Source organism: Pseudomonas sp. NFR02, assembly GCF_900119375.1.
In the GTDB taxonomy this organism is placed as follows: domain Bacteria; phylum Pseudomonadota; class Gammaproteobacteria; order Pseudomonadales; family Pseudomonadaceae; genus Aquipseudomonas; species Aquipseudomonas paracarnis.
Genome location: NZ_FPJJ01000009.1, coordinates 203,360 through 224,267, shown reverse-complemented (window position 1 = coordinate 224,267; position 20,908 = coordinate 203,360). Strand labels below are relative to the sequence as shown.

24 protein-coding genes and 1 pseudogene are annotated in these 20,908 nt (G+C 59.2%); 13 read left to right on the top strand and 12 right to left on the bottom strand.

The window, feature by feature from the left end:
• Window positions 1-3: 3 nt before the first annotated feature.
• On the bottom strand, window positions 4-729 hold the full coding sequence (locus BT199_RS24380) for an ABC transporter permease (RefSeq protein WP_014717653.1): 726 nt from the start codon (window positions 727-729) through the stop codon (window positions 4-6).
• On the bottom strand, window positions 726-1,652 hold the full coding sequence (locus BT199_RS24375) for an ABC transporter ATP-binding protein (protein WP_072435598.1): 927 nt from the start codon (window positions 1,650-1,652) through the stop codon (window positions 726-728). The genes BT199_RS24380 and BT199_RS24375 overlap by 4 nt, the downstream gene beginning before the upstream one ends.
• 240 nt (window positions 1,653-1,892) lie before the next feature.
• Between BT199_RS24375 and BT199_RS24370 the strand changes: the two genes are divergently transcribed.
• Both BT199_RS24370 and greB read left to right on the top strand, forming a co-directional pair.
• Window positions 1,893-2,945, top strand: a complete 1,053-nt coding sequence (locus BT199_RS24370; protein ID WP_014717655.1) for a hypothetical protein — start codon at window positions 1,893-1,895, stop codon at window positions 2,943-2,945.
• A 124-nt stretch (window positions 2,946-3,069) separates the two neighbouring features.
• On the top strand, window positions 3,070-3,549 hold the full coding sequence (gene greB, locus BT199_RS24365; RefSeq protein WP_014717656.1) for a transcription elongation factor GreB: 480 nt from the start codon (window positions 3,070-3,072) through the stop codon (window positions 3,547-3,549).
• Between the two features lie 38 nt (window positions 3,550-3,587).
• Here the strand turns inward: greB and BT199_RS24360 are convergent, their stop codons facing one another.
• Window positions 3,588-6,098, bottom strand: coding sequence for an ABC transporter permease (locus BT199_RS24360; protein ID WP_038449528.1), 2,511 nt, complete (start codon window positions 6,096-6,098; stop codon window positions 3,588-3,590).
• The gene (locus BT199_RS24355; RefSeq protein WP_003189864.1) at window positions 6,098-6,781 is read right to left on the bottom strand and encodes an ABC transporter ATP-binding protein; all 684 of its coding nucleotides are present in this window, start codon (window positions 6,779-6,781) and stop codon (window positions 6,098-6,100) included. The genes BT199_RS24360 and BT199_RS24355 overlap by 1 nt, the downstream gene beginning before the upstream one ends.
• 10 nt (window positions 6,782-6,791) lie before the next feature.
• Between BT199_RS24355 and BT199_RS24350 the strand changes: the two genes are divergently transcribed.
• From BT199_RS24350 to BT199_RS24340, 3 genes are all read left to right on the top strand, one after another.
• Complete coding sequence (locus BT199_RS24350) at window positions 6,792-7,397, top strand: arylesterase (protein WP_072435597.1); 606 nt, start codon at window positions 6,792-6,794, stop codon at window positions 7,395-7,397.
• Between the two features lie 58 nt (window positions 7,398-7,455).
• Window positions 7,456-7,749 (top strand): hypothetical protein, encoded by a 294-nt coding sequence (locus BT199_RS24345; protein ID WP_003189866.1) that lies wholly within the window; start codon window positions 7,456-7,458, stop codon window positions 7,747-7,749.
• 78 nt (window positions 7,750-7,827) lie between these two features.
• On the top strand, window positions 7,828-8,793 hold the full coding sequence (locus BT199_RS24340) for a L,D-transpeptidase family protein (protein WP_019820319.1): 966 nt from the start codon (window positions 7,828-7,830) through the stop codon (window positions 8,791-8,793).
• A 178-nt stretch (window positions 8,794-8,971) separates the two neighbouring features.
• Here BT199_RS24340 and oprI read toward each other — a convergent pair whose 3' ends face one another.
• Window positions 8,972-9,223: an outer membrane lipoprotei OprI gene (gene oprI / locus BT199_RS24335; protein ID WP_003172710.1), complete on the bottom strand. Its 252-nt coding sequence runs from the start codon at window positions 9,221-9,223 to the stop codon at window positions 8,972-8,974.
• A gap of 612 nt (window positions 9,224-9,835) precedes the next feature.
• Between oprI and BT199_RS24330 the strand changes: the two genes are divergently transcribed.
• Window positions 9,836-10,117 (top strand): GNAT family N-acetyltransferase, encoded by a 282-nt coding sequence (locus BT199_RS24330; RefSeq protein WP_003189869.1) that lies wholly within the window; start codon window positions 9,836-9,838, stop codon window positions 10,115-10,117.
• Between the two features lie 69 nt (window positions 10,118-10,186).
• On the opposite strand, the gene BT199_RS24325 is transcribed toward BT199_RS24330, so the two are convergent.
• Together BT199_RS24325 and BT199_RS24320 are read right to left on the bottom strand one after the other, a co-directional pair.
• Entirely contained in the window at window positions 10,187-11,263 is a 1,077-nt protein-coding gene (locus BT199_RS24325; protein WP_003189871.1) for a 3-deoxy-7-phosphoheptulonate synthase, read from the bottom strand.
• A gap of 130 nt (window positions 11,264-11,393) precedes the next feature.
• Window positions 11,394-11,828 (bottom strand): pilus assembly protein PilZ, encoded by a 435-nt coding sequence (locus BT199_RS24320; RefSeq protein ID WP_072435596.1) that lies wholly within the window; start codon window positions 11,826-11,828, stop codon window positions 11,394-11,396.
• Between BT199_RS24320 and BT199_RS24315 the strand changes: the two genes are divergently transcribed.
• From BT199_RS24315 to cysB, 5 genes and pseudogenes are all read left to right on the top strand, one after another.
• The gene (locus tag BT199_RS24315; protein WP_072435595.1) at window positions 11,827-12,213 is read left to right on the top strand and encodes a YbbN family protein; all 387 of its coding nucleotides are present in this window, start codon (window positions 11,827-11,829) and stop codon (window positions 12,211-12,213) included. The genes BT199_RS24320 and BT199_RS24315 overlap by 2 nt on opposite strands.
• A pseudogene (locus tag BT199_RS24310) lies at window positions 12,210-13,172 on the top strand (putative 2-dehydropantoate 2-reductase). Before BT199_RS24315 ends, BT199_RS24310 begins: the two are co-directional and overlap by 4 nt.
• A gap of 16 nt (window positions 13,173-13,188) precedes the next feature.
• Entirely contained in the window at window positions 13,189-14,106 is a 918-nt protein-coding gene (locus BT199_RS24305) for a 5'-nucleotidase (protein WP_072435594.1), read from the top strand.
• 48 nt (window positions 14,107-14,154) lie between these two features.
• The gene (locus tag BT199_RS24300; protein WP_072435593.1) at window positions 14,155-14,655 is read left to right on the top strand and encodes a universal stress protein; all 501 of its coding nucleotides are present in this window, start codon (window positions 14,155-14,157) and stop codon (window positions 14,653-14,655) included.
• A 103-nt stretch (window positions 14,656-14,758) separates the two neighbouring features.
• Window positions 14,759-15,733: an HTH-type transcriptional regulator CysB gene (gene cysB, locus BT199_RS24295; protein WP_072435592.1), complete on the top strand. Its 975-nt coding sequence runs from the start codon at window positions 14,759-14,761 to the stop codon at window positions 15,731-15,733.
• A 125-nt stretch (window positions 15,734-15,858) separates the two neighbouring features.
• On the opposite strand, the gene BT199_RS24290 is transcribed toward cysB, so the two are convergent.
• Together BT199_RS24290 and BT199_RS24285 are read right to left on the bottom strand one after the other, a co-directional pair.
• A complete protein-coding gene (locus tag BT199_RS24290; RefSeq protein ID WP_072435603.1) occupies window positions 15,859-16,341 on the bottom strand; it encodes a GreA/GreB family elongation factor in 483 nt (160 codons plus the stop codon).
• Between the two features lie 14 nt (window positions 16,342-16,355).
• Window positions 16,356-16,724, bottom strand: a complete 369-nt coding sequence (locus BT199_RS24285; protein WP_019820337.1) for a hypothetical protein — start codon at window positions 16,722-16,724, stop codon at window positions 16,356-16,358.
• Window positions 16,725-16,856: 132 nt separating this feature from the next.
• Between BT199_RS24285 and earP the strand changes: the two genes are divergently transcribed.
• Together earP and BT199_RS24275 are read left to right on the top strand one after the other, a co-directional pair.
• Window positions 16,857-17,990: an elongation factor P maturation arginine rhamnosyltransferase EarP gene (gene earP, locus BT199_RS24280; protein ID WP_072435591.1), complete on the top strand. Its 1,134-nt coding sequence runs from the start codon at window positions 16,857-16,859 to the stop codon at window positions 17,988-17,990.
• Between the two features lie 49 nt (window positions 17,991-18,039).
• Window positions 18,040-18,612 (top strand): elongation factor P, encoded by a 573-nt coding sequence (locus BT199_RS24275; RefSeq protein ID WP_003172723.1) that lies wholly within the window; start codon window positions 18,040-18,042, stop codon window positions 18,610-18,612.
• Window positions 18,613-18,677: 65 nt separating this feature from the next.
• Here the strand turns inward: BT199_RS24275 and BT199_RS24270 are convergent, their stop codons facing one another.
• The 3 genes from BT199_RS24270 to BT199_RS24260 all read right to left on the bottom strand — a co-directional run bounded on the left by BT199_RS24270 (window position 18,678) and on the right by BT199_RS24260 (window position 20,837).
• Window positions 18,678-19,097: an organic hydroperoxide resistance protein gene (locus BT199_RS24270; RefSeq protein WP_014717668.1), complete on the bottom strand. Its 420-nt coding sequence runs from the start codon at window positions 19,095-19,097 to the stop codon at window positions 18,678-18,680.
• A gap of 255 nt (window positions 19,098-19,352) precedes the next feature.
• Window positions 19,353-19,805 (bottom strand): MarR family winged helix-turn-helix transcriptional regulator, encoded by a 453-nt coding sequence (locus tag BT199_RS24265; protein ID WP_072435590.1) that lies wholly within the window; start codon window positions 19,803-19,805, stop codon window positions 19,353-19,355.
• 81 nt (window positions 19,806-19,886) lie between these two features.
• Window positions 19,887-20,837, bottom strand: a complete 951-nt coding sequence (locus BT199_RS24260; RefSeq protein WP_014717670.1) for a LysR family transcriptional regulator — start codon at window positions 20,835-20,837, stop codon at window positions 19,887-19,889.
• Between the last annotated feature and the right edge of the window lie 71 nt (window positions 20,838-20,908).

Sequence of the window (20,908 nt, the reverse complement as noted above, 5' to 3'; positions counted from 1 at the left end):
TTCTCAGCTGTTTTTATAATTGAGTGTGAGGGTGGTCGCAAACAGAAAAGCAACGATCATGCTGATAAAGTACAGGCTGTCCTGCAGTGTGAGCTTGCCGTTATCCATCGCGCTGAAGCGGGCAACGGGATCCAGGGACATCAAACTGTCGATAATCCATATCGGTGCTTGTTGTTCAAGTGCATCCAGTACTGACGAAAGCCCACTGGCGGTCAGCAACAAGCCGAGCGTGAAAAAGAAAATCAGCAGGCGTTGGTTCGCAAGTACACAGATGAAACAACCTACCGAAAGATAACTTCCCGCCAGTAACCAACTGGCCAGGAATTGTGAGGCGATAACGCTATTGTCAGGTGTGCCCAGATAATTCACGGCAATCACCAGCGGGAAGTTAAGCATCAGCGCAATGCCACAGACAGTCCATGCCGCGATGAATTTTCCGATCACCCGTTCCATCGAGGTGACAGGCAAGGCATTCAGGGTGTTGTAAAAGCTGGCGTTGGATTCATCCGACCACAACTGCGTCGATAAAAGGGGGACCAGCAGGAGATAAAGCCAGGGGTGCAGTTCAAAAAAAGCCTGCAAATCACTGCTGTTTCGCTCCATCCATTGGTTGGAATGCAGTCCCAGCGCTGCGCACAGTGCGAGAAAAACCGCCACGCTCAGGTAAGCGCTGGGGGCGCAGGCATAGCTGACGAGTTGTCGTTTGAAAATGACAGGTAGCAGTCTCAAGGTGTTACCTCTTGGCTCAGATGGTGAACGACATCGTTCAGGCGACCCGGCTCCAGATTCATTGAGGTGATGTTCCAGCCGCGATGGGTGATAAGCGCGTTGATCGAGGGAAAGATGGAATGCCCGGGCATGGCCAGTACCGTAACCTTGCCGGGCGCATGCCGGTCTTCTTCGATGCCTGCGACGCCGGGCAATACGGCCAACGCGAGCAAATCCAGCGGGGCGTCTGCCGCGAGGGTGACGGCCTGGAAGTGCCGGGAGCTGCGCTGTAAGTCGGACAGCGAGGCATCGCCCACCAGGCGACCACCGGCGATAACCAAGGCACGGGTGCAGATGTCCGCCAGATCCTGGTAATGGCGGGAGGCGATGATGATGGTCATTTCCTCGCTCAGGGACTGGATGAGTGCCCGGAACTTGAGGCGTTGATCAGGGCAGAGCCCTTCTGTGGGTTCGTCCAGCAGCAGCAGGCTTGGGGAATGCAGGAGCGCCTGGGCCATTGCCACTCTGCGCTTCAAACCAAGGGAAAGGACGTTGATGGGGCAGTCGAGCACGGGCAGCAGTTCCAGTCGTGCGGCTACCTGCGCCACCTGGCTGCGTTTTTCCATCCCGCTCAAGCCGCGAATGGCGGCAATGAAATTGAGCATGTTTTTGACGGGCATCGTGTGATGGTCGAGGCCGTTTTGGAGCTGATAGCCAATGACCTTTTTGGCTTGAATTGAGTGGGTATGGGTATTGAAGCCTTGAATATTGATGTGCCCGGCCGTCGGCTTGATCGTCCCGGCGATCAGGCTCAACAGTGTTGTTTTTCCCGCCCCACTCTCTCCCAGCAAGCCCACACACTCCTGGCGCTGGGCACAGAAGGACAAGTTGCTGATTACGCGTGTTTTGCCCAGCTGTTTTGTCAGGTTGCTTATCTCGATCATGGTTTTACCGAATAAGTTTTGCAGGGCGTGTGAGAGAGGCCGGCGGTATGGAAAAGTGCTTTAAAAAGGGTACGTTCAATATGAAGACTTGGGAACGCGAAGTGTGATTAATAAGAAGAATCCTACGTTCGGCCCGATAATCCGCTGAAACAATTGTTTTGTTTTGAATGCTTATTAATGTCCAGATGTTTATCTGATGTTTATATAAAGTTTTCTCCTTTGTAACGAGGCCAGATTGCCATGATGCTTCTACGTACTCTTGTTCTTGAGCGCAACGATGAAGGGACGCCCGTTAACGGCGCCTTGTTGTGCGGGTTTGCTGTGACGCAAACGGCGTCCAACTTTCTGGTGTATAGCCTGGATGAGGAGGCAGAGCCCGGCCACTCCAGGGTCTATATCGCGGCACTGCGTAAAAAGATTGATCGGTATTTCCTGGGAGGCGTTGACTCCAAAGAGGACCTGCAATTAGCCATGCAAGTCTTCAAACAGATCCTGACGATGGCAGCGGCAGCTGGCTCGAAGACAACGCCGATTGCCGAACCCCAGGTGCCCTTTCATTTCGTTGATTTGAAAGGCTGCCGGTTGCCGCCTGCCAGGCCAGAGGATCATCACTCGGTGATCATCAAGAAAGCTTTGGTCATGAAGGTCATAACCTTGGGCATGTCGGCTCCGGCGTTGCCTGCGATCGAAAGCAGCGCAGTGATCGTGCCGTCCATTCGCTTCTCGTCGCAAATGGTTGCGCCGCCGCGAAATCCGCGCTCAGCCACGACTGCGCCGCAACCTATGGATGAAGGCACCCTTGAAGAACCGGCGCGGTCGCTGGTCGCGATACCGCAGGAGCAGGTTGAGCCCAGTGCGTCGTCTGTTCCTGTTGAACAAGATGACAGTCACTTTGAGTCAGACAACCTGCGGTTGGCGCCACCCGAGCCTGAGCCTGAGCCCGAACCCTTGGACCCGCCTGCCCAGTTGGACCATACCTCTTTGCTCGAAATGGACAGCGCGCTGAGCAATCTGGCCAAAGTCGCCCAAGAACTGACGCAAAAAAAATGCGCGGTCCTAGAGAAGGAGCAAATGCTTGAACAGTGGCAGGCGCGATTGCAACAGCAGCAGAGCCAGTTGGAAGAAAAAGGCCGTGAACTCGAGCAGCGCCATACCTATTTGCAGGAGCAGGGCTTGGAGGTCAGCCAGAAGGCAGAAAAGCTGGCGATGATGATGTTGCAGTTGTCGGGTATGCGCCAGCGTATGCAAGGCACGTTGCTTGAATTGGACCAAGTGCTGGAGGGGCATGGGTGAGGTAATGGGGCGCCGGCCTGGATACTTTCCAGGGTTCATTTATCATCAGTCCCAGCCAGCCGCTGCCTGGGCATGATGCCCTGGCATAACGGCACCATTGGACATTGCCTGGGGATGCAAGCGTTTGAGTACCAAGCTGATTACCAAAGAAGGTCATGAAGCGCTGAAAAAAGAGCTGGATTACCTGTGGCGAGAGAAACGCCCGGATACCACACGCAAAGTGACCTGGGCCGCCTCCCTGGGAGATCGCAGTGAAAATGCGGATTACCAGTACAACAAGAAGCTGTTGCGCGAGATCGACCGACGGGTGCGTTACCTGCGCAAACGCCTGGAAGACATGCGGGTGGTGGAGTACATGCCCGAGCAGGAAGGAAAGGTATTTTTCGGTGCATGGGTCGAAATCGAAAACGAACAGGGCGAGACCAAGCGTTTTCGCATCGTCGGTTATGACGAGATCTACGATCGCATGGATTACATTTCCATCGACTCACCCATGGCACGGGCCCTGCTGCGCAAGGAGGTGGACGACGAGGCAATCGTACAGACCCCCGGCGGAGAGGTGTGCTGGTGGATCACCAAGATCGAATATGTGAAGACCGCCTGATGGCACGTACCCTTGGCTGGGGGCGTGCCATCCGGGTCTCAACCTTCGCGCAATACGGTCAGCGGGCTGGCATTCAGTGCACGGCGCGTGCCGAATACCCCGGCAGCGCCAATCAGCACGGCACCGATCACGGGCAGCAGTAACAACCACGGGTGGGGATGCCACGCTAGGTCAAAGGCATAGCGGTACAGCACCCAGGTCACCAGTTCGGTGCCCAGTGCCGCCAGCAAGCCACTGACCGCCCCCAACAGACCGAATTCGATGCGTCGGGCCTTGACCAGCAACTTGCGCTCGGCGCCCAAGGCTCGCAGCAATGCACCTTGGCGGATTCGTTCATCCAGGGTGGCCTGCAGGCCAGAGAACAACACTGCCATGCCCGCCGCGAGTACAAACAACAGCACGTATTCGACCGCCAACGTCACTTGGGCGAGGATGCTGCGCAACTGCTCCAGCAGGGCCTCGACCTGCAGGATAGTGACCGCCGGGAAGGCCCGTGACAGGTCGACGATCTGTTGGTCATGGCCGGGAGCCAGATAGAAGCTGGTGAGGTAGGTCGCGGGCAGATCCTTCAACGTGCCCGGTTGGAAAATCATGAAGAAGTTGGGCTGGAAGTTATCCCAGTTGATGGTGCGCAGGCTGGTGACCCGTGCTTCACGGTTTTCCCCACCGATGGTGAACAATAAATGGTCGTTGAGCTTGAGCTTCAAGCTCTCGGCCACCTTGGCTTCCACCGACACGCCAGGAACCCCGTCAGTGGGTTGCGCCGACCACCACGTACCTGCCGTCAGGACGTTACCCGCTGGTAAGTCGGCTGCCCAGGTCAGGCTCAGGTCGCGTTGAGTGGCCCGGTCGCCACTGGAGTCCTTGCTGACAATCTCCTGCACGGGTTCGCCATTGATGCTGATCAGGCGCCCCGGCACCACCGGGTAGAGCGGCGCCGCTTGTGCCTGGACGTCCAGCAGACGGGCGCCAAAGGCGTCCTTGTCGGCTGGCAGGATATTCAGGGCGAAGTAGTTGGGCGCATCCTTGGGCAACTGGTTTTGCCAGGTGTCGAGCAATTCGCCTCGCAACAGCGCGATCAACCCCATGGACAACAGGATCAAGCCAAAGGCCAGGGATTGGCCTGCCGCCGCCAACGGGTGACGCAACAATTGGCCCAGGCCCAGGCGCCACGGCAGGGAGGCACGAGCCAGTAACCGCCGCAGGCTCTGTAGCAACAACAGCAGCAAGCCACCCAGGAGCAGCGCAGCGACTACACCGCCGCCGAGTAACGCGAAGGTCAATACCAGGTCCAGGCTCAGGCGCCACATGATCAGGCCCAAGGCAAACAGTGCCGCGCCGTAGACCATCCAAGTGCTTGAAGGAATAGGCAGCAAATCGCGACGCAATACCCGCAGCGGCGGTACCCGGCCCAGTGCGGCCAGCGGTGGGAGGGCGAAGCCGGCGAGGGCGACCAGACCGGTGCCGATCCCGGCAACAGCCGGCAGCAACCCGCCTGGCGGTACGTCGGCGGGCAACAGGTCGTGCAGGAAATAGAACAGGCCAAATTGCGCCAGCCAGCCGAGCAGGGCGCCGGCCAGGCTCGCCAGCAAGCCCAGCACGCTCAGTTGCAGGCTGAACAGCAGCATGGCTTCACGGCGCGACAGGCCCAGGCAGCGCAACAACGCGCTGGCATCGAAACGTCGACTGGCAAAGCGGTTGGCCGACAGCGCCACGGCCACGCCAGCCAGCAGCACGGCCACCAGGCTGGCCATGTTCAGGTAACGTTCGGCCTTGCCCAGCGCGCCGCCGATTTGCTGGTTGCCATCGCGGGAGTCCTGCAGCCGCTGGTTGGCAGCCAGGCCCGGTTTGACCAGGTCGCGATAAGTTTGCAGCGCTGTGCTGCCTTGTGGCGCACGCCATAGTTCGCGGTAGCTCACACGGCTGCCTGGCTGGACGACACCGGTGGCGTCCAGGTCCGCCAGGTTGATCATGACCCTGGGCGTGAGGCTGTAAAAGTTGCCGGCGCGGTCGGGCTCATAGTTCAGGATGCGCGCCAGGCGCAGGGTCTTCATGCCGACATCGATGCTGTCGCCGACTTTCAGGTCCAGCGCCGTCAGCAACCGTGCTTCTACCCAGGCTTCACCAGGTTTGGGGCCACCGCCCGGGATTTGCGTACCGAAGGGCTCGGTGCTGCTTTTAAGCTCGCCGCGCAAGGGGTACTGCTCGTTGACCGCCTTGATGCTGGAGAGCTGGATGCCGTTATCGGTGGCGATAACGCTGGAGAACTCCACGATGCGAGCGTGATCCAGGCCCAATTCGGTCCCAGATTTGATTTGCTCGGCACGGGCCGGCGAGCTGCCTTCGAGCACCAGGTCGGCGCCGAGGAATTCGGTGGCGCGCAGCAGCATGGCGCCGTTGAGGCGCGCACCAAAGTAGCCGATAGCGGTGCTGGCGGCCACGGCCACCAGCAGGGCAAAGAACAGCACGCGCAATTCGCCGGCGCGGGCATCGCGCAGTAACTGACGCATGGCAAGACTGAACAGGCGCAACAGCGGCAAACGTGCCATCAAGGCTCCAGGGGCGCGACCATCAGGCCGGCTTCAAGGCGGATCAGGCGCCGGCAACGGTGGGCCAGGCGCTCGTCGTGGGTGACCAGTACCAGGGTCGTACCGCTCTCTTTATTCAACTCGAACAACAGGTCGCTGATGCGCTCGCCAGTATGACTGTCGAGGTTGCCGGTGGGCTCGTCGGCAAACAGCACGTCCGGTTCGGCGGCAAACGCGCGGGCAATCGCCACGCGTTGTTGTTCGCCACCGGACAGTTGGCGGGGCGAGTGGGTCAGGCGCTGGCCCAGGCCTACGCGCTCCAGCAGGTGTTTGGCTCGCTCGCGGGCGTCCTGGCGACCGTCCAGCTCCAGCGGCAGCATCACGTTTTCCAGAGCATTCAAGCTGTCGAGCAATTGGAAGGATTGGAATACGAAACCCACATGCTCGGCACGGATGCGCGCGCGCTGATCTTCGTCGAGGGTGCTCAGGGCTTGCCCGGCCAGGGTCACTTCGCCGCTGCTGGGCAGGTCGAGGCCGGCCAGCAGGCCCAGTAGTGTGGATTTACCGGAACCGGAGCTGCCGACGATAGCCAGGCTATCGCCCTTGTTCAGTTCCAGGCTCAGTTCGTGCAGGATAGTCAGTTCACCTTCCGCGCTGGGAACCACTTTGCTAAGGTTTCGCGCGGTGAGAATGCTTGCGCCCATGGAGAATCCGATGCGAGTGTGGTTTTTGAGTGCTGGCCTGGCCTTGATGTGCATGGCCCAGAACGCAGCGGCGGGTACAGTCCTGATCGTTGGCGATAGTATCAGTGCCGGTTTCGGCCTGGATACCCGCAAAGGGTGGGTCGCGTTGCTGGAGCAACGGCTCAAGCAGGAGGGTTTTGACGACAAAGTGGTCAATGCTTCCATCAGTGGCGACACCAGTGCAGGAGGCCTCGCGCGGCTGCCCGCGGCGCTTGCAACGCACAAACCGGACGTGGTGGTGATCGAGTTGGGTGGCAACGATGGCTTGCGCGGCCAGCCGCCTGCGCAATTGCAACAAAATCTTGCTTCGATGATTCAGCAGTCCCGGGACAGCGGCGCCAAGGTGCTGCTGTTGGGTATGCAGATTCCGCCCAATTACGGCAAGCGCTATGTCGAAGCTTTTGCCAAGGTATTCGGTGATGTGGCACAGAAAGAAAAGGTGCCGTTTGTGCCGTTTTTCCTCGAGGGCGTGGGTGGCCATCCGGAGTTGATGCAAGCTGACGGGCTGCACCCGGCGGGCGCGGCGCAAGACAAGTTGCTGGAAAATGTCTGGCCGGCGCTAAAACCGCTGCTATGACGCTTTTCTACCGGCAGGCTTTCGGCTAAGGTGGCGCCCCCCTGATTTGGAGCCCTCGATGTCGCGCCCTGCCTGGTCCCTGTTTAACTACCAACTGATCGAGCCGGACGAGCAGCTGGACCTGTTCGCCTGCCAGGAAGTGCGAGTGCATTTGGTGGCGCGTCAATTGGAACTGGGCGGCTCCATCGACCGCACGCTCTGCGGCACTTTATTGCCCGCACAGCCACGCTGGTCATCGGTCAACCGCTCGATTTTTCAAGACCAGCGACTCTGCCCGTTATGCCGGGCGATTCTAGAATCGCAAAAGCGCGGCACGCCGCCGATCTGGCCGGAGCTGCGCTTCGAGCTGTAAAACAGCTTGAAGCTTGGCGCTGCGAAGCCGTATACAATCAACTTTTCCCTACCCGTCGTCTTGCGAAGGATTTTCCGGATGTTGTCGCGCCTTTCCGTCGTCACCTGCTGCCTGTCTCTTGCTGCGCTTTGTGCGGCGGGTTCGGCGGCGGCCTTGCAGTTGCCCTTGCCACCGCCCGGTGAGGACATTGTTGGCCAGGTCCAAGTGATCAAGGCCAAGTACGAAGACACTTTTGCTGACCTTGGCACCACCTACGACCTGGGCTATTCGGAAATGGTCGCGGCCAACCCGGGTGTCGATGCCTGGTTGCCGGGTGCGGGCACTGAGATTGTGCTGCCGACACGCTTTATCCTGCCGCCCGGGCCGCGGGAAGGCATTGTGATCAATCTGGCGGAATACCGGCTCTACTACTATCCAAAAGGCCAAAACGTCGTCTATACCTTCCCTCTGGGCATTGGCCGGGAAGGCTGGGGTTCGCCGATCGCCCATACCAGTATCATCGCCAAGACGCCGAACCCGACCTGGACGCCACCGGCCTCGATCAAGGCCGAGCACGCCGCCAACGGTGACCCGCTCCCCAACGTGGTGCCTGCCGGCCCCGACAACCCACTGGGGCCGTTCAAGTTCACCCTGGGCACGCCGGGTTACCTGATTCACGGCTCCAACATGAAGTTTGGTATTGGCACGCGTACCAGCCACGGGTGCTTCCGCATGTTCAATAACAACGTGTTGGAAATGGCAGGCATGGTGCCGGTAGGCACGTCAGTGCGCATCATCAATGACGCGTACAAGTTCGGCAGCAGTGGTGGCAAGGTCTACCTTGAGGCCCACACGCCGTTGAATGATGACGGTACGCCATCGGTGGTCGACAAGCACACCGCGGTCATCAATGCGTTGCTCAAGCGCGAGGACCTGTCCAATAACCTACGCGTCAACTGGGACCAGGTGCGTGATGTGGTCGCCGCCGAGGATGGCTTGCCGACCGAAATTGGTGTGCCAGGCGGCGCACCTGTGGCGTCCAGCACCCCGCTCGATCTTCAATAATAAGCCTGAGCGAACATCCCTGTGGGAGCGGGCTTGCTCGCGAAGACGTCGGCCCGGCAAACATTGATGTTGACTGATCCACCGCTTTCGCGAGCAAGCCCGCTCCCACATGCCAAATCATAGGCAAAAAAAAGCCGACCCATAAATGGATCGGCTTGATAACAACCCCGAAGGATTATTACTTGCGGCTTGCTTTTTCAAGCATGCGCAGAGCGCGCTCGTTAGCTTCGTCAGCAGTCTGTTGTGCTTTTTGAGCAGCAGCCAGAGCTTCATCAGCTTTACGGTAGGCTTCGTCTGCACGGGCCTGGGAGCGAGCTGCTGCGTCTTCAGTTGCAGTCAGACGAGCTTCGGTTTCTTTGGAGACGCTGCTGCAACCGGTAGCCAGAACTGCGGCCAGAGCCAGAGCAGAGAATTTCAGAACGTTGTTCATCGTGTTCCCCTTCAAGGACTTTCAATTTAATGGCTACTTTCTCAGAGTGAGCTAATAGCCGGCGTACATACTACCCATTACTTGTAGTAAGTAAACTGACGTTGCGCAAGAAGCAAAAAAATTTCTTGTGCCGAATCTATTTTGGCTAATCTTTTGGCGGTTTGTATGAAAACTGTCCAATTTTTTGCACCTGGACGCACATTGGATCCAGGCTGAAAGGGCCGGCCCGCATGTGTTAAGCCTTGTAAATAGATGAAATTTTATATAACGAAGCGGGGCACTTTGGTTACGCTTGGCTTTACTGCGGCGGGCATCTTTTGCGCATCTAGAGGTGACTTTAAGAGCGCCAGTTCGTCTCAAGGTTCAACTGCCGGCAATGTTCAGGCTATCGGTCACCGGTTGATCGAGGCCCTTTCTATATCCACCAGCGGCGGGGAATGACGAGTGCGCCTTGAGCAATTTCAGGATTGGTGCCTACTATTCCCTATGTGCTGGTTGTGAGCGCTCACGGTTTTCTCGCTGTCGAAACCGGCACGGGGTGGCGTAGATGTTCCTTCGCCGGAAAAACATCGGTAAGGTAGGGTCGTTAATTCAGACCCGCGAGGAGTAGTGATGAGCGAGGCGTTGTCCATCCACCATGACCAGGCTGGTCATCAGTTCGAGACCAATGTGGACGGTCATCGTGCCTACCTGACCTACATGGACCTCGGGAAGCAGACCCTGGATATCTATCGCACCTTCGTGCCCAACGCACTGCGGGGGCGAGGCATTGCGGCTGCGTTGACCGAGGAAGCCTTGAAGTTTGCCGAAGAGGCTGGCTACACGGTGATCCCGTCGTGCTCTTATGTCGAACGCTATATGGAGCGCCACCAGCGCCATGCCGCGAAGCTGTAACTGACCAGTTGCCAATAAAAAACGCCGGGCTTAGCCCGGCGTTTTTGTGTGCGCGAAACCGGTACGGACTCAGGTGCGCTTGCGCTGGGGCAACACGTCCTTGAGCTTGGCGTGCATGCTGCGCAGGGTAGTTTCGGTGGCGGACCAATCGATACAGGCATCGGTGATCGACACGCCGTACTGCAAGTCGGCCAAGTCTTTTGGAATCGCCTGGCAACCCCAGTTCAAATGGCTCTCGACCATCAAGCCGATGATCGACTGGTTACCTTCCAGAATCTGGTTGGCAACGTTCTCCATCACCAATGGCTGCAAGGCCGGGTCTTTGTTGGAGTTGGCGTGGCTGCAGTCGACCATGATGTTTGGCTTGATCTTGGCCTTGTTCAGCGCCTGTTCGCACAGCGCGACGCTGACCGAATCATAGTTGGGCTTGCCATTGCCGCCACGCAGCACGACGTGACCGTAGGCGTTGCCCTTGGTCGTCACGATGGACACGCCGCCTTCCTGGTTGATACCCAGGAAGCGATGAGGGCTGGAGACCGATTGCAGCGCATTGATCGCCACGGTCAGGCCGCCGTCAGTGCCGTTCTTGAAGCCTACGGCCGAAGACAGGCCGGACGCCATTTCGCGGTGGGTCTGGGATTCGGTGGTGCGTGCGCCGATAGCCGACCAGCTGATCAGGTCCTGCAGGTATTGCGGGGAGATCGGGTCGAGGGCTTCGGTGGCGGTGGGCAGGCCCATTTCAGCCAGGTCCAGCAGCAGTTTGCGACCGATGTGCAAGCCATCCTGGATCTTGAAGGAGTCGTCCAGGTACGGGTCGTTGATCAAGCCTTTCCAGCCGACGGTGGTACGCGGTTTCTCGAAATACACGCGCATGACCAGGTACAAGGTGTCGGACACTTCAGCCGCCAGCACTTTGAGGCGCTCGGCATATTCGTGGGCGGCCTTGAGGTCGTGGATAGAGCAGGGCCCGATCACCACGAAGAGACGGTGGTCGGTGCCGTCGAGAATGTCACGGATGACTTCGCGGCCCTTGGTGACGGTCTGCAGGGCAGCGTCGCTCAGGGGGATTTCGCGCTTGAGCTGATCGGGGGTGATCAGGGTCTCGTTGGATTCAACGTTAAGGTCATTGATCGGTAAATCAGCCATCGTGTTACTCGCCAGGGTCACGGGTGCCGGCCGCCAGCTATCCCCGTGCGGCGGGCACAGCATGATTTGAATGCAGGGGGGAGGAACCTTAGCGCGTAACACGGGCCCGCGACAATGGGCAAAGCCCGGTTTAATCCAGCGCTGGCTGCACAACTGCCTCATGGGAGAACTCGCCGGCATGACGCGACACCCACTCACGGGCCATGGTTTCAAGTTGTGCAGGCGTTGGCTCGGCGTCTTCGTGCAGGCGGCAGTAACGCTCGATCTGGCACACTTGCTCGCCCATCCGTGCACCGAACAAGGCGTGTTCGTCGGTAAAGCAAATACCAATGCGATAGCCCTGTTCGACTTTGCGGCACCAGGCGACATAGCCTGGATAACGGGCGCTGGGCCCTAGGGAAGGGATATGCAGGTCTACCGCCGTGCCGGTGCGCCAGGCACGTGGCCAATTGCAGGCGACGCCGCCGCGGCCGATAGTGTGCAGGCGTTGGCGGGGAAGGGCGGGAGAGGGACGTTGGATCAACTCGACAGCGACATCATCAGGGTGAGGTAAAAAACGACCCATGTACACGGACTCCGAGCGCCGTCCAGTTGACGGCAATGGCAGCAGTATAGTGAAGGAACTGGAATTGACCGACCTGGATATTGACCAGCAATTGCTGGGATTGCCAGGTATTTCGCTGGTAGTGTTCACCAGTGTCGGTTGTGCCAGTTGCCGCTGGGCACGCCAGCAGTTGCCCGGCTGGCACTTGCCGGTGGACCGCGTGTGCTGGGTGGATGCCGGGCACAACGGCGGTGCGGTGGAACGCTACCGGATCTTTCATTTGCCGGCGTTGTTCCTGGTGTGCGAGGGTCAATTCTTTGGGCAATTACAGACACGTCTTACAGCATCCGACCTCGCCGAATGCCTAAACCAGGCGCTCAACCGAACACCAGAGGATTTGCCATGACAGCAGTTGCAGCCCCGTCGCCACGCATTGGCATTATCGGTACCGGTGCCATAGGTGGTTACTACGGACTGATGCTGGCGCGCGCCGGCTTCGATGTGCATTTCCTGTTGCGCAGCGAATATGCCGCGGTGAGCAGGCATGGCCTGCACGTCAACAGTACGGTGCATGGGCAACTGCACCTGCATCCGGTGCAGGCCTATGCCAGCGCCGCCAACATGCCGCCGTGCGACTGGCTATTGGTGGGCACCAAGTCCACCGGTAATGTGGACCTGGCGCCAACCATCGCCCAGGTGGCGGCGCCGGATGCCAAAGTGGTGCTCCTGCAAAACGGCCTCGATGTCGAAGACGGCCTGCGTGAACACCTGCCGCCGTCGCTGCATCTGTTGGGCGGCCTGTGCTACATCGGTGTGCACCGCTCGGCCCCCGGCGTGGTCGAGCATCAGGCGTTGGGCCGGGTCAACCTGGGCTATCACAGTGGCACGGCGGCCAACGATGAGGTGCAGTAACAGGCGATTGTCGAAGCCGGTGCCGGGCTGTTTCATCAAGCTGGCATCGAGTCCCAGGCCATGGCCAATGTGCATCTGGCGCGTTGGCACAAGCTGGTCTGGAACGTGCCGTTCAACGGCCTCTCTGTGTTGCTGGGCACGGGTACCACGGCCATGATGGCCGATGAGTCCAGCCGCGAGTTGATCCAGGCGCTGATGGCCGAGGTGGTGCAGGGCGCTCATGCCTGCGGGCATGAAATTCCTGCCAGTTACGCTGGGCAGATGTTCGCCATGACAGAAACCATGGACGACTACCTGCCCAGCATGTACCACGACCACCTGCACAAGCGGCCGCTGGAGCTGGCGGCCATCTATGCCCGTCCCTTGGCTGCTGCCAAAGCGGCCGGTTGCGAACTGCCACGCATGCAGGCGCTCTATCAGGCCTTGAGTTTTATTGATCGGCACAACCGATGATTGGGGGGGGACCACCATGGTGAAGGGATTGGCTGACAAACTGGTGCTGGCGATTTCCTCACGAGCGCTGTTCGACCTGAGTGACAGCCACAAGGTTTATCTGGCTGAAGGGGTCGAGGCTTACCGCAAATACCAGATCGAGCACGAGGAAGAAACCCTCGAGCCTGGCGATGCCTTCCCGCTGGTCAAGAAGCTGCTGAGCCTGAATGCCAGCCTGGGGCGTGCGCGGGTCGAGGTGGTGTTGGTGTCGCGCAACAGTGCCGATACCGGGCTGCGGGTGTTCAACACGATCCAGCATTACGGCCTGGATATTTCCCGCGCCGCTTTCGTAGGCGGGCGTAGTCCCTATCCCTATTTGGCCGCCTTCGGTTGTCATCTGTTTCTCTCCACCCATGCTGAAGATGTGCGCAGCGCCCTCGATGCCGGGTTTGCGGCCGCGACGATTTTGTCCGGCGGCCCGCGCCGCGCTTCCAGCGAAGAGCTGCGCATCGCATTCGATGGCGATGCCGTGCTGTTCTCCGATGAGTCCGAACGTGTCTACCAGGCCGGTGGGCTGGCAGCCTTCCAGGCCAGCGAGCGAGAGTCGGCGCGCCAGCCTTTGCACGGCGGTCCGTTCAAGGGCTTCCTGGCGGCACTGAACCTGTTGCAACGCGAGTTTGCCGATGAGGCCTGCCCGATTCGTACCGCGTTGGTCACCGCACGTTCGGCACCGTCCCATGAGCGCGTGATCCGCACGTTGCGCGAGTGGGATATCCGCCTGGACGAATCGCTGTTCCTCGGTGGCCTGGAAAAATCCGCGTTTCTGGAAGCCTTTGCCGCCGATGTGTTTTTCGATGACCAGGCCGGCCATTGCGAGAAAGCCAGGGAGGTAGTGGCCACCGGGCACGTGCCCCATGGCATCAGCAATGAGTTGAGAATCCAGACCGAGCGCTAGCTGCTAAGCTCATTCAATTCCCGCCATCCTGGCAGTCCAGGAGGTTTTATGATTCGCTCGATGCTGTTTGCCACGGACCTCGGTCTGTATGCACCCTATGTGATGCAACATGCAGTGGCGCTGGCGCGAACGTTCAAGGCTGACCTGTATGTGATCCACGTGGTCGAGCCCATTGGCTTGTTCGCCGAATCGGTGTTGCAGAGCTACCTTGATGAAACCGCCCTGAGCGAATGGCAAAGCAAGGGGTTGAGCACGGTGATGGCGACGATTGAACAACGTGTGCTGGACAGCTTCCGTGAGGAATGGGGGGAAGGGGAGCAGGACCTGCAATGGATTCGCTCGGTCAAGGTGATCCAGGGGGATCCTTGCGAGGTGATTCTCGACCAGTTGCGAAAACTGTCCGTCGACTTACTGATCGTCGGGAGTCATAGCCAGGCAGCCGGTGTGGCCGTCCCCCTTGGACGTACCGCCGCACGGGTGTTGCAGTTGTCCCCGGTGCCGGTTTACCTGGTGCCGTCGCTGCAGCGTCGGCGCAGTGACGATAGTTGATCGGTAAAAACGATAAAAAGTTCTAGATTTATCCGTCAAACCTTTAATATAGTTATATACCGTCGCTGATACCCGTGGCGTCTATCTGCTTTGAGGGATTCATATGAAGCTTCAACAACTGCGCTACATCTGGGAAGTGGCGCACCACGACCTCAACGTTTCCGCTACCGCTCAAAGCCTCTATACCTCGCAGCCTGGTATCAGCAAGCAGATCCGCCTGCTCGAAGACGAGTTGGGCGTCGAAGTCTTCGCACGCAGCGGCAAACACCTGACCCGCGTCACTCCAGCTGGCGAGCGCATCATCACCACCGCCGGCGAGATCCTGCGTAAAGTCGAAAGCATCAAGCAGATCGCCCAGGAATTCTCCAACGAGAAGAAAGGCACCTTGTCGATCGCCACCACTCACACCCAGGCGCGCTATGCATTGCCGCCGGTGATCCGTGATTTCATCAAGCAATACCCGGACGTAGCCCTGCACATGCACCAGGGTTCGCCGATGCAGATTGCCGAGATGGCCGCTGACGGCACCGTCGATTTTGCCATCGCCACCGAGGCCCTGGAATTGTTCGGCGACCTGGTAATGATGCCCTGCTACCGTTGGAACCGCTGCGTGGTTGTGCCCCAGGGGCACCCTTTGGCCAAGCTGCCGAAGCTCACCCTGGAAGCCTTGGCTGAATACCCGATCGTGACCTACGTGTTCGGCTTTACCGGCCGTTCCAAGCTCGACGAAGCGTTCAGCCATCGCGGCCTCACGCCCAAGGTGGTGTTCACTGCTGCCGATGCCGACGTGATCAAGACCTACGTGCGCCTGGGCCTGGGCGTCGGGATCGTCGCCAAGATGGCGGTCGACACCAACCTCGACAAAGACCTGATGGTGCTGGATGCCAGCGAATTGTTCGAGTCCAGCGTGACCAAGATCGGTTTCCGTCGCGGTACCTTCCTGCGCGGCTTCATGTGCGACTTCATCGAGAAGTTCGCACCGCACCTGACCCGTGAGGTGATGGCCAAGGCGATCCAGTGCCACAACAAGCAAGAGCTGGAAGAGTTGTTTGACGGCGTTGAATTGCCCGTCCACTGACCGCGATTACCCTGTAGGAGCGAGCTTGCTCGCGAAGATCGCCAACGTTAACGCGGGGCGCCAGGTAGAATGCAGCGCCCTTGCGTTCCTTCGCGAGCAAGCTCGCTCCTACAGAGGGCTGCAGGTTATCTGGCCTCGGTAACCGTAAAGTGCTGCCGAGCGCTGGCCACCAGAATCTCTACCTCTTCATCGATACGCTTGCCCAGCAGGCCTTTGCCCAGGGGCGAGCGTGGCGTGATGACCGTCACCGGTTGCCCCACCACATCCACTTTCAAACCCGCCGCATCCGGCGCCAGGAACAGCCATTGCTGGCGACCGTCCTCGTCTTCCAGGCCCACCAGCGTGCCTATCTCTATCCCGCGTTGATCATCGTACGCACGTAGCTGCAGTTGCTGGCACAGCACCAGTGATTGCTTGATCTCCTCCACTCGTCGGGCCTGCCCGGTGGCCAGGTACGAAGCCTCCAGGCCGAGGGTGTCGTATTTGTTCTCGGCAATGTTTTCTTCGTGGGTCGCGGTTTCGTAGGCGGTCTGCGCGGCGCGTTGGACGACGTCGATGTCGACGGTGAGCTTTTCCAGGATCAGCTGGAGCACGGCGTGTTTATTCATGGCGGTATCTGGCATCAATCGCAGAATTGCAGGACATTGGCCCGCGTCTTTTCATTGGGGGCGTTCTGGTCTTGTTGCAGCCAGAACTGGCATTTGGGGTTGGACAGGTTACGCGCGTTGCTTCGGGCCTGGTCCAGGGCCTGTTGTTGTTCCTGTTTTTGCAGGTTCTGTTGGTACTGTTCGAACAGACGGTTCGGTGGCTGCGGCTCAACCATCGCCGGTTTGCCCAATTGCTCAACCGCCTGTGCCACCGGCGCCAGGCTCTGGGGGAACAGGTAGCGAGACGCCAGCCAGGCGGTCAGCGCAATGGCGATAAACCCTAGCCACACGCCGGCGGCAATCGCGATGCAGAGCTTGAACAGCGATAACGGACGGTCAGACATAAGGGCCTCCTGGCAGGCATTGACGGCATGACGGTGATTGTCGCACAGCCTCCGTGCAGAATAATCGCGATCAAGCCTTCTGCATCCACGCATTTATGCGGACAATCGAACCTTTGATCGATGGAGCCCGGAATGAAAGCCCGCTGGGATATTTTTTGCAGTGTCGTCGACAACTACGGCGACATCGGCGTGACCTGGCGCCTGGCCCGGCAGTTGGTGGTGGAGCATGGCTGTGACGTGCGCTTGTGGGTCGATGACCTGCGCGCCTTCGAACGCATGTGCCCGGACATTGATGTGCAGGTGGGCCAGCAATGGCAAGAGGGCGTCCAAGTGCGCCACTGGCCGGCCGAATGGCCAGGCGCACACCCGGCGAATGTGGTGATTGCTGCGTTCGCGTGCCAGCTACCGCCTGAGTACATGGACCGCATGGCCGAGTGTGAACGTGCGCCGTTGTGGATGAACCTGGATTACCTCAGCGCTGAAGACTGGGTGGTGGGCTGCCATCGCTTGCCTTCGGTGAAGTACAAGGGCGTGCAGAAGTACTTTTTCTTCCCCGGGTTTCGCCCTGGTACTGGCGGCCTGTTGCGCGAAGCCGGCTTGTTGGAGCGACGCCGGGCGTTTCAGCAGGACGCGGCCGCGCAACAACGGTTCCTGCAAAGCCTGGGCGTTGCTCCGACGGCCGGCGCGCGTTTGATGTCGCTGTTTGCCTATGAGAATGACGGGTTGGCCGGCTGGCTGGACGTATTGGCGGCCGATGGACGGGGGACGCACTTGCTGGTGCCGGAAGGGCGCATTCTGGGGGACGTGCAACGCTGGCTGGGGGTGAACAGCTTGTCGGCGGGAGACATCCAAGTACGTGGTGCGCTGACCGTACAGGTCATTGCATTCGTACGTCAGGAGCAATATGACCGATTGCTATGGTGCTGCGAATTTAACGCCGTACGTGGCGAAGACTCGTTCGTGCGTGCCCAGTGGGCGGGGAGGCCATTGCTGTGGCACATCTACCGCCAGGACGAAGACATCCACCTGGACAAGCTCGATGCCTTCCTGGAACTGTACACAGCCGCACTTTCACCGGCCGCCAAAGCTGCCGTCGTCACGCTCTGGCAAGCCTGGAACGCTGATGGCGATATGGCACAGTCCTGGAAAATGCTGCTGGAACATTGGCCCGAGGTCAGCCAGCATGCTGAGAACTGGTGTCTGGAACAAGGCTTGCAGGCCGATCTTGCGACGGCGCTGGTACAGTTTTATGAAAGTTGGATATGATACGCCACCTTGATTTTTGTCAATCCCATCCAAATTTCGGATATACGCAATGAAAACTGGTAAAGAACTGAAACCCGGTACAGTGATCCGTCTCGAAAACGACCCTTGGCTGGTTCAGAAAGCTGAGTTCACCAAGTCTGGTCGTAACAGCGCAATCATGAAGACCAAGCTGAAGAACCTGCTGACCGGTTACAAGACCGAAATCGTCTACAGCGCCGATGACAAACTGGACGACGTGATCCTCGACCGCAAAGAAGCGACCCTGTCCTTCATCAGCGGCGACACCTACACGTTCATGGACACCACTGACTACACCATGTACGAGCTGAACGCTGAAGATATCGAAGCCGTTCTGCCGTTCATTGAAGAAGGCATGGAAGACGTCTGCGAAGCTATCTTCTTCGAAGAGCGCCTGGTTTCCGTAGAGCTGCCGACTACCATCGTGCGTAAGGTTGCTTACACCGAAGGCTCCGCTCGCGGCGACACTTCCGGCAAGGTGATGAAGCCTGCCAAACTGAGCAACGGTACCGAACTGCAAGTGGCCGATTTCATCGAAATCGACGACCTGATCGAGATCGACACCCGTGAAGGTGGTTCGTACAAAGGCCGCGCCAAGAAGTAATTCTGGCCCCGGCGATACGAAAAAAGCCCGACCTTGAGTCGGGCTTTTTCATGGGCGTCTGTTTTTCAGACCGTTACATGCAAGCGCACCTCAACGTTGCCACGGGTGGCATTGGAGTACGGGCACACTTGGTGCGCAGCGTCGACCAGGCTTTGCGCCTCATCTTGGGCCAGGCCCGGCAGGCTGATATGCAGGTCGATATCCAGGCCGAAGCCGCCCGGGATCTGGCCGATGCCCACGTGGGCGGTGATCGAGGCGTCATCCGGGATTTTGCGTTTGGTCTGGCTGGCCACGAACTTCAGTGCGCCGATAAAGCAAGCGGAGTAGCCGGCAGCAAACAATTGCTCTGGGTTAGTGGCCTGGCCACCGGCGCCGCCCAACTCCTTTGGAGTCGACAGTTTGACGTCGAGAATATTGTCGCTGGAAACGGCGCGACCATCACGGCCGCCAGTGGCGGTGGCTACTGCGGTATAGAGCGTTTGCATGGGGCGTTCCTCTGTGTGTTTAGCGCTAAACATTTGTGCGCTAAGTAGTTGGTGAGGTGAATGTATAGCGCTAATGTTTAGTGCGCAAGTTAATTTTTCAGCGTTGAAGAATTTAAGGGTGTCGCAGAACAAAAAGTGGGAGCTGGCTTGCCTGCGATGACGGTGTATCAGTCACTGCATGGTTGACTGATGAATCGCAATCGCAGGCAAGCCAGCTCCCACTTTTGAGTATGTTTAGTGCTGGGGCCTAGCGTGTCAGATGCTGGTTTGCAGATTGGTGCGCAACGCGATCAGGTCGCCTTGCAGCTTGCGCAATTGTTCCAGCGCCATCCCGCTGGCGCCCAGGATGCATTGCGGAACATCCTTGGCCTTCTCCTGCAAGGCGCGCCCGGCGTCGGTCAGTTTCACCACCACCACCCGCTCGTCTTCGCGGCTGCGCGTGCGGCTGAGCAGGCCCTCGGCTTCCAGGCGCTTGAGCAGTGGCGTCATAGAGCCTGGGTCCGTCAGCAGGCGGCTGCTAATTTCACTGACGGTCAACTCATCCTCTTCCCACAGCACCATCATGGCCAGGTACTGCGGGTAGGTCAGGCCGATGGCCTGGAGCAGGGGCTTATAGACCTTGGTCATTAGCAGTGAGGTGGAGTGCAGGGCGAAGCACAGCTGGTTGTCCAGCAACAGCGATTCGCAAGGATCAGGGTTTTTGCTCATGGTGGCGTCTCGAAAAAGCATGTCTGGGCTGGAATCTAGCGGGCAAATCTTTAATGCGCCAGGTAATTCTTGCCGTAGGCGTCAGACCAAGCCACTTTGCAATGCCAGATCCCAGGGCGGCACCGGGCTGAAACGGGATTTGAGGTATTCAAGCAACAATCGGCTGCGTGCATTGGGCTGTTGCTCCAGGCGCAGCGCATAAATGCCTGCGGTTTCCGGACTGGGCAAACCGTCTTCACAAAACAGCGGCAACAATTCGCCGCGCACCAGGTATTCACTGGCCAACCAGGTCGGCAAGTGAGCGATGCCCAGCCCGGCCAGTGCGCCCGAGAGCAGGGCTTCGGCGTTGTTGGCACTCATGCGGATGCGTCGCGGGCGATAGGTGGTGCGGCGCCCGTCCAGTTCGAAGCGCCAGGCGAACATTGGCGCCAGCCCGTCCCAGTCCAGGCCGTCATGTTCACTCAGCTCTCGAGGATGGGCCGGCGTGCCACGGCTTTTCAGGTACGCGGGGCTGGCACAGGCGATACGCACGATACTCGCCAGCGGCGTAGCGACCAGTCGGGTGTCGACAATATGCCCTGCGCGCAGAACCAGGTCGACCTTGCCCAGATGCGCGCCCTGCATATCGACAAAGCTGTCGATCAAGTGCAGGTGCACGTCCAGGCCTGGATACAGGCTCAAAAAGTCCGCAATGACCGGCGCCAGGTGCCGGCGGCCGAATGCTGCGGGCGCATCGACCCGGATCAACCCCTCCGGCGCATGGCTCAGCGAGACCGCCTCTGCCCGTGCCAGCTGCAACTCGCTGACAATTCGTCGCGCCCGCTCGGCAAAGGCCAGGCCTGCGGAGGTGGGCACCACCGCATGGGTGCTGCGTTGGAACAGGCGGCTACCCACGGAGCTTTCCAGGCTGTCGATGCGCCGGGCCACGGCTGAAGGTGTCAGCGGATGGAGGCGCGCGGCGGCGGAAAAACTGCCGGCTTCCATTACGTCGAGAAACAGGCTCAGTTGGTCGGTCAGGGTGTTGGGGTTCATAGCTCAACGCTTATGCGAGATTGGCACAGCCATTGTGCGTTGCTGTGCGTTTCCGCGCCAGGGTCGACTGC